The organism is Xanthomonas sp. DAR 80977 (assembly GCF_041240605.1).
GTDB classification, from domain to species: Bacteria; Pseudomonadota; Gammaproteobacteria; order Xanthomonadales; family Xanthomonadaceae; genus Xanthomonas_A; species Xanthomonas_A bundabergensis.
The window spans coordinates 655,750-671,694 of the sequence record NZ_CP162487.1 but is presented as its reverse complement, the minus strand read 5'-3'; the positions used below and the strand labels follow the sequence as shown (position 1 = coordinate 671,694).

The 15,945-nt window shown below is 69.7% G+C and carries 13 protein-coding genes; 4 read left to right on the top strand and 9 right to left on the bottom strand.

The window, feature by feature from the left end:
- Nucleotides 1-70: 70 nt before the first annotated feature.
- Nucleotides 71-1,852, bottom strand: a complete 1,782-nt coding sequence (gene rhlB / locus AB3X10_RS02980) for an ATP-dependent RNA helicase RhlB (RefSeq protein ID WP_369978940.1) — start codon at nt 1,850-1,852, stop codon at nt 71-73.
- A gap of 201 nt (nt 1,853-2,053) precedes the next feature.
- Between rhlB and trxA the strand changes: the two genes are divergently transcribed.
- The 3 genes from trxA (at nt 2,054) to AB3X10_RS02965 (ending at nt 5,414) form a co-directional block, all read left to right on the top strand.
- Entirely contained in the window at nt 2,054-2,395 is a 342-nt protein-coding gene (gene trxA, locus AB3X10_RS02975; protein ID WP_145703374.1) for a thioredoxin TrxA, read from the top strand.
- A 235-nt stretch (nt 2,396-2,630) separates the two neighbouring features.
- Nucleotides 2,631-4,484: a transcription termination factor Rho gene (gene rho / locus AB3X10_RS02970; protein ID WP_369978938.1), complete on the top strand. Its 1,854-nt coding sequence runs from the start codon at nt 2,631-2,633 to the stop codon at nt 4,482-4,484.
- Nucleotides 4,485-4,652: 168 nt separating this feature from the next.
- Nucleotides 4,653-5,414 carry a hypothetical protein gene (locus AB3X10_RS02965; protein WP_369978936.1) on the top strand — a complete coding sequence of 254 codons (762 nt, stop codon included), beginning with the start codon at nt 4,653-4,655 and terminating at the stop codon, nt 5,412-5,414.
- A gap of 87 nt (nt 5,415-5,501) precedes the next feature.
- Here AB3X10_RS02965 and AB3X10_RS02960 read toward each other — a convergent pair whose 3' ends face one another.
- From AB3X10_RS02960 to AB3X10_RS02950, 3 genes are read right to left on the bottom strand one after another with little or no spacing between them, the layout of a single operon-like run.
- Nucleotides 5,502-6,392, bottom strand: coding sequence for a TonB family protein (locus AB3X10_RS02960; RefSeq protein ID WP_369978934.1), 891 nt, complete (start codon nt 6,390-6,392; stop codon nt 5,502-5,504).
- 59 nt (nt 6,393-6,451) lie between these two features.
- Nucleotides 6,452-8,194, bottom strand: coding sequence for a bifunctional isocitrate dehydrogenase kinase/phosphatase (aceK, locus tag AB3X10_RS02955; RefSeq protein WP_369978932.1), 1,743 nt, complete (start codon nt 8,192-8,194; stop codon nt 6,452-6,454).
- Between the two features lie 9 nt (nt 8,195-8,203).
- Nucleotides 8,204-9,136, bottom strand: a complete 933-nt coding sequence (locus AB3X10_RS02950) for a LysR substrate-binding domain-containing protein (RefSeq protein ID WP_369978930.1) — start codon at nt 9,134-9,136, stop codon at nt 8,204-8,206.
- A 95-nt stretch (nt 9,137-9,231) separates the two neighbouring features.
- Here AB3X10_RS02950 and AB3X10_RS02945 point away from each other — a divergent pair, with 95 nt between their 5' ends.
- Entirely contained in the window at nt 9,232-9,474 is a 243-nt protein-coding gene (locus AB3X10_RS02945) for a hypothetical protein (protein ID WP_369978929.1), read from the top strand.
- 232 nt (nt 9,475-9,706) lie between these two features.
- On the opposite strand, the gene AB3X10_RS02940 is transcribed toward AB3X10_RS02945, so the two are convergent.
- From AB3X10_RS02940 to AB3X10_RS02920, 5 genes are all read right to left on the bottom strand, one after another.
- Nucleotides 9,707-11,938 (bottom strand): NADP-dependent isocitrate dehydrogenase, encoded by a 2,232-nt coding sequence (locus AB3X10_RS02940; protein WP_369978927.1) that lies wholly within the window; start codon nt 11,936-11,938, stop codon nt 9,707-9,709.
- A gap of 605 nt (nt 11,939-12,543) precedes the next feature.
- Nucleotides 12,544-13,062, bottom strand: a complete 519-nt coding sequence (locus tag AB3X10_RS02935; RefSeq protein ID WP_369978925.1) for a hypothetical protein — start codon at nt 13,060-13,062, stop codon at nt 12,544-12,546.
- Nucleotides 13,063-13,119: 57 nt separating this feature from the next.
- Nucleotides 13,120-13,413, bottom strand: coding sequence for a LysM peptidoglycan-binding domain-containing protein (locus AB3X10_RS02930; RefSeq protein WP_369978923.1), 294 nt, complete (start codon nt 13,411-13,413; stop codon nt 13,120-13,122).
- A gap of 104 nt (nt 13,414-13,517) precedes the next feature.
- Nucleotides 13,518-14,336, bottom strand: a complete 819-nt coding sequence (gene queF / locus AB3X10_RS02925) for an NADPH-dependent 7-cyano-7-deazaguanine reductase QueF (RefSeq protein WP_369978921.1) — start codon at nt 14,334-14,336, stop codon at nt 13,518-13,520.
- A gap of 212 nt (nt 14,337-14,548) precedes the next feature.
- On the bottom strand, nt 14,549-15,859 hold the full coding sequence (locus AB3X10_RS02920) for a M20 family metallopeptidase (RefSeq protein ID WP_369978919.1): 1,311 nt from the start codon (nt 15,857-15,859) through the stop codon (nt 14,549-14,551).
- Nucleotides 15,860-15,945 lie beyond the last annotated feature (86 nt).

Below are 15,945 nucleotides of genomic sequence, written 5' to 3'. Positions count from 1 at the left end.
GCGATTATGCCGGAGCGGCCCGGGTTTTCGTCCACCGTGCGCACGCCGCGAACGGTGGAACGCCGGTTCATCAGGAGCTGGAGACCAGCGAACGCAGCTTGCGGCCGAGGCGGGTCAGGAACGAATCGTTCGCTGCCGCGACCGGCGCCGCGGCGCGCTCGCCCTGGCGCGCGGCCCTGACCTGCACCGGCTTGGCCGGCGCATCGCTGGTCGCAACGGCGGCCGCACCCTCGGCGCCGTCCAGCGGACGGCCGCCACGACGACGCCGACGCTTGCGCGGCGCGCGCTCGCCCTCCGCCGCAGGCGCGCCTTCGGCCGCCACGCGGGCCGGCTTGGGCGTGGGCGCCGCGACCGCTGCCGCTGCCGCCTCGGTGGCGACCGCAACCGGCGCCTCGGCGACGGCCGCGACCGCTGCGCCGGCCTCGGCCGGGCGCGGGGTACGCGGACGCCGCGGCTTGCCGTCGGCACCGCGCGCTTCGCCGCTGCGGCCGGCACCGCCGCCCGGGCCGCCGCGGCCGGCGCCGGGCTTGCCGCGGCTGCTGCCGCCGCCGCGGCGCTGTTCGTCGGCCTCGCGCTGCGCGCGCGCCTCGCGGAAGATGTCGCCGATGCTCTCGTCGGCATCCGCGTCGACCTCGCCCGCCTCGCCCTCGACCGGCGCGCGCGGGGTGCGCGGCAGCGCCACCAGCAGTTCGGCGGTGACCGGCTCGACCGGGATCTTCTGTTCGATGTAGGCCTCGATGTCCGGCAGGCTCATCGCGTAGCGCTCGCAGGCGAAGCTGATCGCGTCGCCTTCCTCGCCCAGCCGCGCGGTGCGGCCGATGCGGTGCACGTAGTCCTCGGCGTCGAACGGCAGGTCGTAGTTGTAGACGTACTTGACCCCGTCGATGTGCAGGCCGCGCGCGGCCACGTCGGTGGCGACCAGGATCTCCAGCTGGCCCTTCTGGAAGCGGTTGAGCAGGGTCTCGCGCTTCTTCTGCGGCACGTCGCCGGACAGCACGCCGACCCGGTAGCCGTTGCGCTCCAGCGAGCGCGCCACGCGTTCGACGAAGGCCTTGGTGTTGACGAACACCATGGTCCGCGCGCCCTCGCTGCGCGACAGCAGGCCCAGCAGCAGGGTCAGCTTCTCTTCGTCGGAGGGGAAGTAGATGCGCTGGCGCACGCGCGCGGCGGTGATGCTCTCGGTCTCGACCACGAGCTTTTCCGGCTCGTTCATGTGCTCGTAGGCCAGCTCCAGCACGCGGTGGCTGAGGGTGGCCGAGAACAGCAGGGTCTGGCGGGTGCCGCGCTCGGGCATGCGCCGCAGCAGGAAGCGGATGTCCTTGATGAAGCCCAGGTCGAACATGCGGTCGGCTTCGTCGAGCACGCAGATCTCGCAGGCGTGCAGCGACACCACTTTATGTTGCTTGACGTAGTCGATCAGCCGGCCCGGGGTGGCGATGATCACGTCCACGCCCTGCTGCAGCAGTTCGCGCTGCTTGTCGTAGTCCACCCCGCCGTAGACCAGCGCGAAGCGCAGGCCGAGGTCGGCGCCGAACTTGACCGCGTCCTTGTGGATCTGGATCGCCAGTTCGCGGGTCGGAGCCAGGATCAGCGCGCGCGGATCCTCGGGTTTGCGGTCGGCCAGCGCCGGGCGGCTGAGCAGGCGGTTCATCACCGTCACCAGGAACGCCAGGGTCTTGCCGGTCCCGGTCTGGGCCTGGCCGGCCACGTCGCGGCCCGGCAGGGCCACCGGCAGGGTCAGCGCCTGGATCGGCGTGCAGCGGGTGAAGCCGGCGCCTTCGAGCCCGGCCAGCAGCGCCGGTTGCAGCTCGAACGCGGAAAAAGTCACATCGGTCAGCGGTTTGTCGCTCATCATTCCATCTTCGTCAGGCCACCCCGCCCGAAGCGTAAGGTCGCGGCTTGCATCGGCCCCGGCAGCGTCGCACACTGGCTACTTCCATGCCGGGTCGCGCGACAGGGGGAATCCCTTGATTTCGCCGCGCAATGCCCCAGTTTACCGCAATGCGGCGGCCACCCGGTCCGGCCGGTCGCATTGGCCCAGGAGATACCCCAAGTGAGCGATAAGGTCCTACACGTCGGCGACGCCGATTTCGATACCGCGGTGCTGCAGTCCGGCGAACCGGTCCTGGTGGACTTCTGGGCGGAATGGTGCGGCCCGTGCAAGATGATCGCCCCGGTCCTGGACGACCTGGCCGACACCTACGACGGCAAGCTCAAGGTGGCCAAGGTCAACGTGGACGAGAACCGCGCCACCGCGATCAAGTACCACGTGCGCTCGATCCCGATGCTGCTGCTGTTCAAGGACGGCAAGGTCCAGGCCACCCAGATCGGTGCGGTCGGCAAGGGCCAGCTGACCCAGATGATCGACAAGAGCCTGGGCGGCGCCGCCGCCTGACGCCGCGGGCCGCTCCGGGTCGGAGCGGCCGCTGTGGTACCGGCCCGCGGCGCCGCTGCCGGCCGGCTGAATCGCCCGGTAACGCCTGCTTGCCGTGGTTGCGCGGCGATGATAGTGTCGGCGTATCCGGTGGCATTCGCGCACCGCACCCCCTCTGGAAGATTCTCTTCTAGACCCCTTCCCAACCCGTTTGCCCCCACGCTGGGCGCTCGCACTCATAGCGAGGAATCACCACTTGTCCGATAACACCATCACCGAACCCGGGAGCGTCGACGCCCCCGCCGAGAAGCGCGCGCGCAAGCCGCGTGTCAGCAAGGCCGTTGCCGGCGCTGAAGGCGGAGCCGAGCACGGCGCGCCGGCGCAGCCGAACCTGCCGCTGAACCCGGCGCCGGCCCAGGCCGACGCGCCGCGCGCCGCGCAACCCGAACGCCAGGAACGCGCCGCGCCGCAGGAACACGCGCAGGCCCCGTCGCAGCAGCCCCAGTCCCAGCCCGCTCCCGCCTCCGGCGGCGACGCCCAGGGCCAGGGCGGCCAGGGCGGCGGCAACCAGGGCAACCAGAACGACGGCGGCGAAGCCCGCGAGCCGCGCGAAGGCGGCAACCCGCGCTTCAACAACCAGAATCCGCAGAACCAGAACAACCAGAACCAGAACAACCAGCAGGGCAATCGCCGCGACCGCTTCCGCAATCGCCGCGATCGTGGCGGCGGCGGTGGTGGCAATGGCGGCGGCCGCGAGCGCTACCCGGACAACGGCCTGCCCAACGACAACGGCGCCAACGAGGTGTTCGTGCCGCGCCCGCACGCCAACGTGCCGGAAGGCTTCCCGATCTACTCGCTGAGCGACCTGAAGCGGATGCCGGCGCAGAAGCTGCTGGACATCGCCGAGCAGCTCAACATCCAGGACGGCGTGGCCCGCGCGCGCAAGCAGGACGTGATCTTCGCGCTGCTGAAGGTGCTGACCCGCCACGGCGAAGGCGTCGCCGCCGACGGCGTGCTGGAGATCCTGCCGGACGGCTTCGGCTTCCTGCGCGCGGCCGAGGCCAGCTACCTGGCCGGCCCGGACGACACCTACATCTCGCCCAGCCAGATCCGCCGCTTCAACCTGCGCACCGGCGACCACCTGTCCGGCCGCATCCGCTTCCCGAAGGACGGCGAACGCTACTTCGCGCTGTCGATCGTCGACACGATCAACGGCGAGCCGCTGGAAGCGAGCAAGAACAAGGTGCTGTTCGAGAACCTGACCGCGCTGTTCCCGCGCAAGCGCTTCACCCTGGAACGCGGCAACGGCTCCTCGGAAGACATCTCCGGGCGCATCCTCGACCTGATGGCGCCGCAGGGCAAGGGCCAGCGCGCGCTGATCGTGTCCCCGCCCAAGGCCGGCAAGACCATGCTGATGCAGCAGGTGGCCACGGCGATCACCACCAACCATCCCGACGTGCACATGATCGTGCTGCTGATCGACGAGCGGCCGGAAGAAGTGACCGAAATGCAGCGCACCGTGCGCGGCGAGGTCATCTCCTCCACCTTCGACGAGCCGGCCGCGCGCCACGTGCAGGTCGCCGAGATGGTGATCGAGCGCGCCAAGCGCCTGGTCGAGCACAAGAAGGACGTGGTGATCCTGCTCGACTCGATCACCCGCCTGGCCCGCGCCTACAACAACGTGGTGCCGTCCTCCGGCAAGGTGCTCAGCGGCGGCGTGGACGCCAACGCGCTGCACCGCCCGAAGCGCTTCTTCGGCGCAGCGCGCAACGTCGAGGAAGGCGGCTCGCTGACCATCATCGCCACCGCGCTGGTCGAGACCGGCAGCAAGATGGACGAGGTGATCTACGAGGAGTTCAAGGGCACCGGCAACAGCGAAGTGCACCTGAACCGCCGTATCGCCGAGAAGCGCGTGTACCCGGCGATCGACATCAACCGTTCCGGCACCCGCCGCGAAGACCTGCTGATCGAGCCGGAGCTGCTGCAGAAGATCTGGATCCTGCGCAAGCTGCTGCATCCGATGGACGAGATCGCGGCGATGGAATTCCTGCTGGACAAGATGAAGAACACCAAGTCCAACGACGAGTTCTTCGGTTCGATGAAGCGCTGAGTCCAGCGCCGGTTCGACCGCGAACGCCCCGCCTCGGCGGGGCGTTCTGCGTTTGCGCGGAGCCGAATGCGCGGGCGGCGGCCGCAATGTTCCGGCATCGCGCGATCCGACCGGTTTTCGACATGCCGCTGGCGATGCTGGTCCGGTCCCGTCACCCGTGCCGCATCGATGAACGCCACTGCCGCCACTGTTGCCAAGGTCGCACCGGTCACCCTGGGATTCTGGGTGATGAAGATCTGCGCCACCACGCTGGGCGAGACCGGCGGCGACCTGCTGTCGATGACCCTGGACGTCGGCTATGCGCTGAGCAGCGCGCTGCTGTTCGGCGTGTTCCTGGTCTCGCTGTGGGCGCAGCTGCGCGCGCGCCGTTTCCGGCCATGGCTGTACTGGTGGGTGATCCTGAGCACCAGCACCGCCGGCACCACGCTGTCGGACTACATGGACCGCAGCCTGGGCCTGGGCTACGCGCAGGGCGCGCTGATCCTGAGCAGCTGCCTGGCGTTGACCCTGGGCGCATGGTGGCTGAGCGAACGCAGCCTGTCGGTCAAGCAGATCGACGGCGGCCGCGCAGAAGTCTTCTACTGGGTGGCGATCCTGTTCTCCAACACGCTCGGCACCGCGCTGGGCGACTACCTCGCCGACGATTCGGGGCTGGGTTTCCTCGGCGGCGCGGCGCTGATCGGGGCGACGCTGGCCGCGATCGCCCTGGCCTACGCGTTCACCCGCATCGACCGCATCGTGCTGTTCTGGGCCGCCTTCGTGCTGACCCGGCCGTTCGGCGCCACGCTCGGCGACCTGCTGACCAAGCCGGTCGCCAAGGGCGGACTGGACCTGGGCACCGTCGGCGCCTCGCTGGTGCTGGCCGGGATCCTGGTTGGGGTGCTGTATGCGACCACGCGCGATCGTGCGACCGCGCCGACGACCACGTGACGTCGCCCTGCAGGAAAGCGCCCGCGGCGCGCAGCACTTCCCGGCGGAACCGCGCGCAACGGCCGCAACAGCGGCGCGCCAACGCGCTCAACCGCCGTGCAGCGGCGTCAGCAGGCGCGGACCGCTGTTGTCGACCATGTACACGCCGCCGGCCGACAGCGCGTCGGGCGAGAAACCCGCCGCGTCTTCGCCGGTGACCCACGGCGCACGCTCGCGCGGGCCGGGAACGTAGCTGATCCAGCGCCCGTAGCCGCCGGGCGTGTCTTCGTTGGGTTGCTCGCCGAGCGAATAGTTCACCGGCACGCGCACCGCCCAGTACGGCGCCGACGCGTCATCGCCCTCGGTCGGCGCGCGGAAGGTCCAATTGCGCGCTGCGGCCAACGCGCTCCTGGCGAAGATCGCGCGCAGCTTCTTCATCTCGCTTTCGGACGCGACGATGCGCAGGTTGACCTGCTCGACCGCGGCATCGGCGACGCTGCCGTCGCGCGCCACCTTGAGCAGCAGGTAGGCCGAACCCGAGGCGCCCACGCGGAACGCCGATTCCGGATAGGCCGGCGGCGCCAGGTTCACCGACGTCACCACGCTGCGGTCGTTGCGATCGTAGGCGATGAAGCTGGCATGGCGGATCTCCACCCGGTAGGCGTCGCCCTCCTGGCGCTTGGCCACGATGCGCAACGTCATCGGCGCGCGCGCCGGCACCGGCTTGCCGTCGCGCAGCGCCGGCTCGAACTTCCACTGCATCGCCGCGCTGCGCACGAAGGCGACCACGCCGCCGGGCAGCTTGTCCTCGTGGTCGATCGCCAGCGCCGACACCGCGCCGTCGGCCTCGATGTCGATCCTGCCGGTCACCAGCATGCTGCTCTCGACCTGCTTGCGCACCGCGCCTGGCCCGGTGCCGGTGGCGAACGCGGCAGCGGCCAGCAGCGCCAACAGCAGAGCGCACCAACGCCACGTCGAGAGTCCTGATGTGCGGTGCATCGCGCGTTCCTTGCATGGATGAGGTGCCGATTACAGCGCAGCCGGCCGACGCGGGCAAGTCAGGCCAGGCGCAGCGACTCCGGGTACGGCGGCGCGTCCGGATAGTCGTCCTCGCGCAGCCGCGCCTGCAGGTCGCGCCACCACTGCGGGTCGAACAGTTCGCCATGGGCGCGCCTGACCGCTTCCAGCGAGGCGGCGGGCAAGCCCATGAACAGCGCGAAGCGCTCCGGGAACACGTCGCGCGCGGCGACGTGGAACCAGGGTTCGGCGGACATGGCTTCCTCGTCGTTGCGCGGCTGCGGCCAGTCGCGGAAGGTGCAGTCGGTGACCAGGCACAGCTCGTCGTAGTCGTAGAACACCGCGCGTCCCTGCCGCGACACGCCGAAGTTCTTCAGCAGCATGTCGCCGGGGAAGATGTTGTTGCGCGCCATGTCCTTGATCGCCTGCGCGTAGTCCAGCGCCGCCTCGCGCGCCGCCTCGGCGGCCTGCTCGCGCAGGTACAGGTTCAGCGGGCGCAGGCGCCGCTGCACGTAGCACAGCTCGAAGATCAGGTCCTCGCCGTCCTCGCGCAGGCTGCGCGCGCAGCCCTGCAGCAGTTCGGCGAGCAGCGCAGGGGCGAAGCGCGCGCGCGGGAAGCGCAGCGAACGGTACGGCTGCGCGTCGAGCAGGCGGCCGACCCGGTCCAGGTTGAACACCAGCGCGTACTTGTCCTCGACCTGCTCGCGGCTCATCGTCTTCGGATAGGCGAAGCGGTCGCGGATCAGCTTGAACACCAGCGGGTAGCTGGGCAGGGTGAACACCGCCATGACCATGCCGGGCGTGCCGTCGGCATGCACCAGTTGCTCGTTTGGCTGGGCCTGGAAGTGGCGGAAGAAGGTGCGGAAGCGCTCGGTCTTGCCCTGCTTGGCGCGGCCGAGCATCGTGTACAGCTCGTCGATCGGCTTGTGCGGCAGCAGGCTGCGCAGGAACACCACCGCATCGCCGACGGTGGCCAGGTCGGCCTGGAAATAGCTGCGCGAGATGCCGAACAGCTGCGCCACGTCGTTGCGCCTGGTCAGCACCGCCTCGGCACGCAGGCCGTCGGCGTCGTTGACCAGCGCGATCACGCACGGCGAGAAGCGGTGTTCGCCGAACACGCGGCCGACCAGGTAGGCGCGGCGCTCGCGGTAGAACACCGTTTCCAGCAGCTCGATGCCGCGCACCGGTTGCTCGCCCCAGTGCGCCAGGTCGTCCTGCAGGCGCACCGCGATGGCCGCGGCGCAGCGGGTGCGGTGCGCGTACGGCACGTCGAACGGGTAGTCGCCGAGCACGCGCACGAACGCATCCACCGGCCGCGTCTCGGAGACCACGTAGTTGTGCCGCGCCACCGGATGGGTGATCGCGTCGGTGGGTTCGATATCCAGCGCCACGAACTCGATCCGCGCATCCACGCCCTGGGTCCGGAAGAAGCGCCGGGTCAGCGTGTTGTAGAAGGTCTTGTACAGTTCCTGGTCGATCAGCCCGTGCAGTTGCGCGGCGAAGCTGTCGCGGACCTGCGCCCACAGCGTGCGGTCGTGGGTCTGGCCGAGCAGCAGCGTGCGCAGGCGCAGCATGCACTCGCCGATGCACTGGTCGTACAGCGCGATGCGCTCGACCGCGTCGTTGCGCGCGGCGTTCCAGTCGCGGCGCTCGAAGCGGCGGCGGGCGCGGCGGCTGATCTGCGCGAAGCGCGCGTGGTAGTCCTCGAACGCATCGCGGATGCTGCGCGCCACGGCGTCGGCGCGGGGTTCTGCGGGCACGGGCGGAGCGGGCGTGTCGGTCATGGCCGCAGTCTACCCGCGCGCGCGGCGGCGCTTGCGCGCGGCCGGCGCCGCGGTGGCCTGCCCGTGCTGCAGATGTTCGTCGGCCTGCGCGCGCAACCAGCGGCGGAACGCCAGGAAACCGCCGTGCTCGGCCGAGCGCGACGGATACACCAGATAGTGCGACCACGCCGCCTTCAGCCGCTGCGGCGACAGCGGCAGCAGCTGGCCGGCGTCGAGCATCAGACGGGCGCGGGTGATGCGGCCCAGGGCCACGCCGACGCCGTCCAGGGCCGCGCGATGGTGCGACTCGGAATCGTCGAACACCGCCACGTAGCGCTCAGGCGGGGTTTCGCCGGCGGCGGCGAACCAACGTTCCCATTCCCCATCCGGATCGCCGATCAAGGGCCACTGCGCCAGCGGCGCGCGCTTGCGCGCGCCCATCCTCGCGATCAGCGCCGGGCTGGCCATCGGCACCAGCCACTCGTCGAACAGCGCCTCGACCGCCAGGCCCGGCCACTGTCCGCTGCCGATGCGCAGCGACGCATCGATCTGCGGCTGGCGCTCGAAATCGACCAGGCGCTGGTCGGACAGCAGATTGATCTCGATCTGCGGATGCCGCGCCAGGAAATCGCCCAGGCGCGGTACCAGCCATGCCGACGCCATCGACGGGGTCAGGCTGATCGTCAGCACGTTGTCGCGGCGCGCGGCGAACGGCTGCAGCGCCTCGCCGATCGCATCCAGGTGCGGGCCGATGCGTTCGAGCAGGCGCCGCCCGTCGGCGGTCAGCGTGACCCCGCGCGCGTGCCGGTCGAGCAAGCGATAACCCAGGCGCTGCTCCAGCGCGCGCATCTGATGGCTCAGCGCGCTGACGGTGAGATGCAGCGCGGCCGCCGCGCGCGACAGGTTGCCGAGCCGGGCGACGCTGACGAAACCTTGCAGGGCATGCAGCGGAGGACGCGCCATGTTGAATCCTGTTCAAGCCTGACTTGCAGAATGGTCGCTTTTTCAGGCATCAGCTTGCGCCTATCGTCGATTCCACTCAAGACAGGAGGATCACGATGAGCATCTACAGCGATCTGTTGTTCCACCATGGGCATATCGCCGACGTGGCGCTGGCGCAGTCGCTGGCGGCCACGGCGAAGGCACAGGCGGTGCCAGCCGATATGCCCGCCGCAGCGCCAGCGGAGTCGCCCGATGCCGCGGCCGGCGCTGCCACGAAGCGCGCGCGGGCGGCGGCCAAGAATCATCGCGCGCGTGCGCTGCTGCGCCGCACGATGACCGTACTGTCGCCATTCCGCTGAGGCCGGCGGCATCGGCACCGCCGCGAGTGGCGGCGCGTCGGCCAGCTGCGCTGCCGCCGCGACGGATCGGCCACGCGCGGGCGACGCCGGCAGTGGACCCGATCAGGATGACGCTGCATGCAGCCCACCGGCGTTCGCGTGCGACGGCGCAGGCGTGCGGCGCGCGCAAAAAAACCCGGCCGACGCATCCGCGTCGGCCGGGTTCGGTCGGCAGCGCCGTCGCAGCGAACTGCTACGCCGTCAGCGTCGCCAGCGCGGCGTTGAACGTCGCGCTCGGCCGCATCGCCTGGCTGACCAGCTCCAGGTTCGGGCGGTAATAGCCCTGGATGTCGACCGGCTTGCCCTGCGCGCCGTTGAGCTCGGCGACGATGGCGGCCTCATGCTCGGCCAGTTGCTTGGCCAGCGGCGCGAAGCGCGCCTGCAGCGCCGCGTCCTCGTCCTGCGCGGCCAGCGCCTGCGCCCAGTACAGGGCCAGGTAGAAATGGCTGCCGCGGTTGTCGAGTTCGCCGACCTTGCGCGAGGGCGACTTGTCGTTGTCCAGGAACTGGCCGTTGGCCTGGTCCAGGGTCTTGGCCAGCACACCGATGCGCGCGCTGCCTTCGCGCTGGCCCAGATGCTCCAGCGACGCGGCCAGGGCCAGGAACTCGCCCAGCGAATCCCAGCGCAGATAGTTCTCTTCGACGAACTGCTGCACGTGCTTGGGCGCCGAACCGCCGGCGCCGGTCTCGAACAGGCCGCCGCCGGCCATCAGCGGCACGATCGACAGCATCTTGGCGCTGGTGCCCAGCTCCATGATCGGGAACAGGTCGGTGAGGTAGTCGCGCAGCACGTTGCCGGTGACCGAGATGGTGTCCTCGCCGTTGCGGATGCGCTGCAGCGAGAACGCGGTCGCCTCCACCGGCGGCAGGATGCGGATGTCCAGGCCCTGGGTGTCGTGGTCCTGCAGGTAGCGCTCCACCTTCTGGATCATCAGCGCATCGTGCGCGCGCTGCGGGTCCAGCCAGAACACCGCCGGGGTGTCGCTCAGGCGCGCGCGGCTGACCGCCAGCTTGACCCAGTCCTGGATCGGCGCGTCCTTGACCTGGCACATGCGCCAGATGTCGCCGGCCTCGACCGCATGCTCGAGCAGCACTTTACCGTCGCTGTCGCTGACCCGCACCGTGCCGTCGGCGGCGATCTGGAAGGTCTTGTCGTGCGAACCGTATTCCTCGGCCTTCTGCGCCATCAGGCCGACGTTGGGCACGCTGCCCATCGTCGCCGGATCGAACGCGCCATGCTGTTTGCAGTCCTCGATCACCGCCTGGTACACGCCGGCGTAGCAGCGGTCCGGGATCAGCGCCTTGGTGTCCTGCAGCTTGCCGTCGGCATTCCACATCTTGCCCGAGTCGCGGATCATCGCCGGCATCGACGCATCGACGATCACGTCGCTGGGCACGTGCAGGTTGGTGATGCCCTTGTCGGAATTAACCATCGCCAGCGCCGGGCGCTGCGCGTACACCGCCTGCAGGTCGGCCTCGATCTGCGCGCGCTGCGCGTCGGGCAAGCCGGCGATGCGCGCGTACAGGTCGCCGATGCCGTTGTTCGGATCGAAGCCGACCTGCTTCAGCGCCTCGGCATGCTTGTCCAGCACGTCCTGGTAGAACGCGCCGACCACCACGCCGAACATGATCGGGTCGGAGACCTTCATCATCGTCGCCTTCAGGTGCAGCGAGAACAGCACGCCCTGCTGCTTGGCATCGGCGATCTGCGCCTGCACGAAGCTGGCCAGCGCGCGCTTGCTCATCACTGCCGCGTCGATGATCTCGCCGGCCTGCACCGCGGTCTTTTCCTTCAGTACGGTGACCGCGCCATCCTTGCCGACCAGTTCGATCCTGACGCTGCCGGCCTGCGCGATCAGCGCCGAGCGCTCGCTGCCGTAGAAATCGCCGTCCTGCATATGCGCCACGTGCGAGGTGGAGTCGGCGCTCCACGCGCCCATGCGGTGCGGGTGCTTGCGCGCGTAGTTCTTCACCGACAGCGGCGCGCGGCGATCGGAATTGCCTTCGCGCAGCACCGGATTGACCGCACTGCCCTTGACCCGGTCGTAGCGCGCCTTGGCCTCTTTCTGCTTGTCGTCCTGCGGCTCGTCCAGGTAGTCCGGCAGCGCGTAGCCCTGCTGCTGCAGTTCCTTGATCGCGGCCTTGAGCTGCGGCACCGAGGCGCTGATGTTGGGCAGCTTGATGATGTTGGCTTCCGGCGTGGTCGCCAGCTGGCCCAGCTCGGCCAGGTCGTCGGCGATGCGCTGGTCCTCGCGCAGGTATTCGGGGAACTGCGAGATCAGCCGGCCGGCCAGCGAGATGTCGCGGGTTTCCACGGCGATGCCGGCGGTGCCGGCGAAGGCGGCGACGATCGGCAGCAGCGACTGCGTCGCCAGGTACGGGGCTTCGTCGGTGAGCGTGTACAGGATCTTGGGCGTATTCGACATGAGTGACGTGGGCTCTCTTGCGATTCGGGAAGGACGCGCTGCCGCGGGAAAGGCCGCCGATGGCACGGCGCGGACGGCGTGCGGACGGTGGCGCTTTCGACAAGGGAAACCCCGCGACGGCAATGGCATTACGGCCGCCGATTGTCGCGTTTTCTGCGGGCCGGAGAAAGCGCTTGCATGGAACGGTGGAGGCTGTCGATGCCGAAAACGCGCATGCCGTCGGCGACGCGCGGCGGCGCGCGGCCTCAATGACTTGTGTTGGCTCGCAGGACAAATTCCGTCATCGCTTGCGGCGCAAGGCGGTGCGTCCACCCTGCGCATGCGTATGGAATGCGCTGCCGCCGCGCGTGCCGACGGTATCGGTGGCGAGCGACGCATGCGTGCATGCGCCCGCGCATGGCGGACGTCGGCGCATGCGGCGCGCTTGCGCAGTGCGGCGTGCGCGGCGCGCGCGTGCACTGCGCGACCTGCGCGGCGACAGGCACACGCGGCCAAAAAAAAGGCGCAGCCTCGCGGCTGCGCCCAGCGTCCCGCGCCGGCCGGGAGAGAGTCGGCAGGCGCGATCCGTGACTGCGGCGCATCGCCTCAGCGATGCGCGGGAGGCGTCACTTGACTTCGAATTCCTGCGGCGTCCCGGCCGGCTGGCCGTTGACGGTGACCTCGGCCTTGTATTTGCCGGCCGGCCAGCCCTTGGCGTTGGTGAAGGAGATATTGGTGGTCTCGGCACCGGCGGTGGTCAGCGTCGCGCTCTGCTCGCCGGCGGTCTGGCCGTCCTGGAACAGCAGCTTGGCGCCGACGCTGGTGTTGGTCGAGGAACCCTCGGTCTTCACCGAGACGATGATGGTGTCCTTGCTGCCCAGGGTGGTCAGCGGCGCCACCGCCTTGTCGGCCGCGGCCGTGTTGCCCACGGTCACGGCCGACACCGTCACCGCGCCAGCATTGGCCGCGGCAGGCGCGGTCTGGGCGGCATCGGCCGGTCCCGGCATCGCCTCGGTCGGCGCGGACGAGGTCGGATCGGGCGTGGCGCTCTGGCTCTGCTCCTGCTTCTTGCAGCCGGCCAGCGCGAGCGCGCCGACCAGGGCCAGCAGCAGTGGCGAGGTCAGTGTCTTCGAATGGATCTTCATGAGGTGATGCTCCTTGGTGGAATGACGGGATCGCGAAGGCGTGCGGCGCGGTCCGCGCTAGGCGCGGGCAGGCAGTTTCAGCGTCTGCCCCGGATAGATCTTGTCGGGGTCGTCGAGCACGTCGCGGTTGGCTTCGAAGATGCGGGTCCAGGCGTTGCCGTCGCCGTAGTGGAGCTTGGCGATCTTGGACAGGGAGTCGCCCTGCTTGACCACGTAGACCTGCTGCACCTGTTCGGCGGTGCTGTCCACGTGCGACTGCATGGCGGAGAAATCCGCCTTCGGCGTGACCTCGGCCGTGGTGTCCACCTTGGCGGTGACTGCCGAGAAATCGGCGCGCTTGTCGCTGTTCATCGCATGTGGCTCCGTGCGTGGATGGGATGCGGCCACGGTTGCACATGATTTGTTAAAAGCGGATCGCGCAGCCGTGAACGGCGCCGACCCGATTCAGCCTTGCGCTACTGGCGCGGATCGCGGTGGAAGGCGATCGGCTCGGCCACGTCGGGCGTGGCGCGCCAGGGATTGATGTCCAGGCCGCCACGGCGGGTGTAGCGCGCCTCCACCTGCAAGGACTGCGGGCGGCAGTGGGTCAGCAGGTCGTGGAAGATCTGCTCCACGCACTGCTCGTGGAAGCCGGCATGCTCGCGGAAGCTGATCAAATAGCGCAGCAGGCCTTCGCGGTCGATGCGGCCGCCGCGGTAGCGCACGCACAGCGTGGCCCAGTCCGGCTGGCCGGTGACCGGGCAGTTGGACTTGAGCAGCGCGCTGCTCAGCGTCTCCTCGACGATGTCGTCGGCCGCGGCGAGCAGGAACTGCGGACGCGGCGGGCCATAGCAGTCGATGGCGATGTCCAGCGCGTCCAGCGACTCGCCTTCGCCGAGCGGGTCCACCGGCGGCAGGCCGAACTCCATGACGACGTCGGCGCCGGCGCGCGCCGACAGGTCGGTGACGATGCAGGCGCGCACCGCTTCGGCGCTGTTGAAGCGCATCGCGTTGAGCGAGTTGAGGTAGAGCTTGAGCGACTTGGATTCGATCAGCTGCGGCGAGGTGCACGGCACCTGCAAGGTGGCGGTGGCCACGCAGGGCTTGCCCTGCGCATCCAGCCAGCCCAGTTCGTAGGCGTGCCAGCGGTCGAGGCCGAAGAACGGCAGCGGCGCGGCGTCCAGGCCGATCTCGGCACGGCCGCCGGCGCGGGGGATCGGGAACAGCAGCGCGGGGTCGTACTGCGAGGGATACGCGACCTCGCGGCCGAGACTGGAATCCTGGGGGGTGTTCATGCCGGCCAGTTTAGCGGGGGCGGTCTGGCTGGAAGGTGTATGGGGGGCCGGGATTGGGGAGTCGGGATTGGGGATTGGCAAAGCGGCGCCGCGCGAGCTGCGGCTTGAGCTGCGGCTTGGCCAATCCATCCGGATCCAGAAGTGCGAGGGAGTGCGGCGCTATCTCCGCACCGGGCAACCGCTTTGACGAATCCCCAATCCCCAATCCCCAATCACCGCTTCATACCCAGATAGTCCAAAGACACCTGCAGCAGCGCGCGCAGGCCCACGTCCAGCGCCGATTCGTCGAGCAGGAACTGCGGCGAGTGGTTGCTCGGCGCGGTCGCCGGGTCGATGCCGGTGCCGGTGGCGCCGACGAAGAAGAACATCGACGGCACCTGCTGCGCGTAGAACGAGAAGTCCTCCGCGCCCATCTGCAACGGCGGCTCGTAGACGTTGTCGGCGCCGACCACCGCCTGCAGGCTGGGCAGCATCTTCGCGGTCAGCGCCGGGTCGTTGACCGTGGCCGGGTTGCCGTCCTGGTCGGGCACGTGCGCCTCGGCCTTGGCGCCATGCGCGGCGGCGGTGTGCTCGGCGACCGTCTTCAGGTCGGCGAAGATCTGCTGACGCATGCCCTCGTCGAAGGTGCGGATGGTGCCGACCATCTCCACGTCGTCGGGAATGATGTTGTAGCGGATGCCGCCCTTGATCGCGCCGAAGCTGACCACCGCCGGCTGCCGGGAAATGTTGGCGCGGCGGCTGACCACGGTCTGCGCCGCGCCGATCAGGTCGGCGCTGGCCACGATCGGGTCGATCCCGTTCCACGGCGCCGAGCCGTGGGTCTGGCGGCCGATCACCTTGATGCTGAAACGGTCCGAGGCGGCCATCAGCGGGCCGCCGCGCACCGCGATCTTGCCCGCCTGCACGCTGGAGAACACATGCAGGCCGAACATCGCGTCGGGCTTGAAGTCGCGGAACAGGCCTTCCTTCAGCATCAGCGAGGCGCCGCCCTCCTCGTTGCCCGGCGCGCCCTCCTCGGAGGGCTGAAACACCAGCATCACCTCGCCCGGCAGCTGCGCGCGCATCGCCACCAGCGCCTCGGCCACGCCCAGCAGGATGCTGGTGTGGGCGTCGTGGCCGCAGGCGTGCATGACCCCGACCGTCTCGCCGCGGTACTCGCCGGTGGCCTTGGAGGCGAATGCCAGGCCGGTCTGCTCGGTCACCGGCAGCGCGTCCATGTCCGCGCGCAGGGCGATCTTCGGCCCCGGCAGCGCGCCCTTGATGATCGCCACCACGCCATGGTGGGCGATCCCGGTCTGCGGCTTCAGGCCCAGCGCGCGCAGCCGCTCGGCGACCTTGGCCGCGGTGCGCTCCTCGCGGTTGGACAGCTCCGGGTGCTGATGGAAGTCGCGCCGCCAGTCCACCACCTTGGCCTGCAGCTTGGCCGCTGCGGCCGCCACCTCCGGGCGTTCGGCGGACTGGGCGCAGGCCAGCGCGGGGACGGCGAGCAGCATCGCGGACAGCAGACGGGACAGGCGCGGCATGGGGGTCTCCGATGGGATTTTTCGTGGGGCGTTCAGTCAATGTATTGCATTCGCGGCGGGCAGGCACCGGCCGCGACCGCGCCACG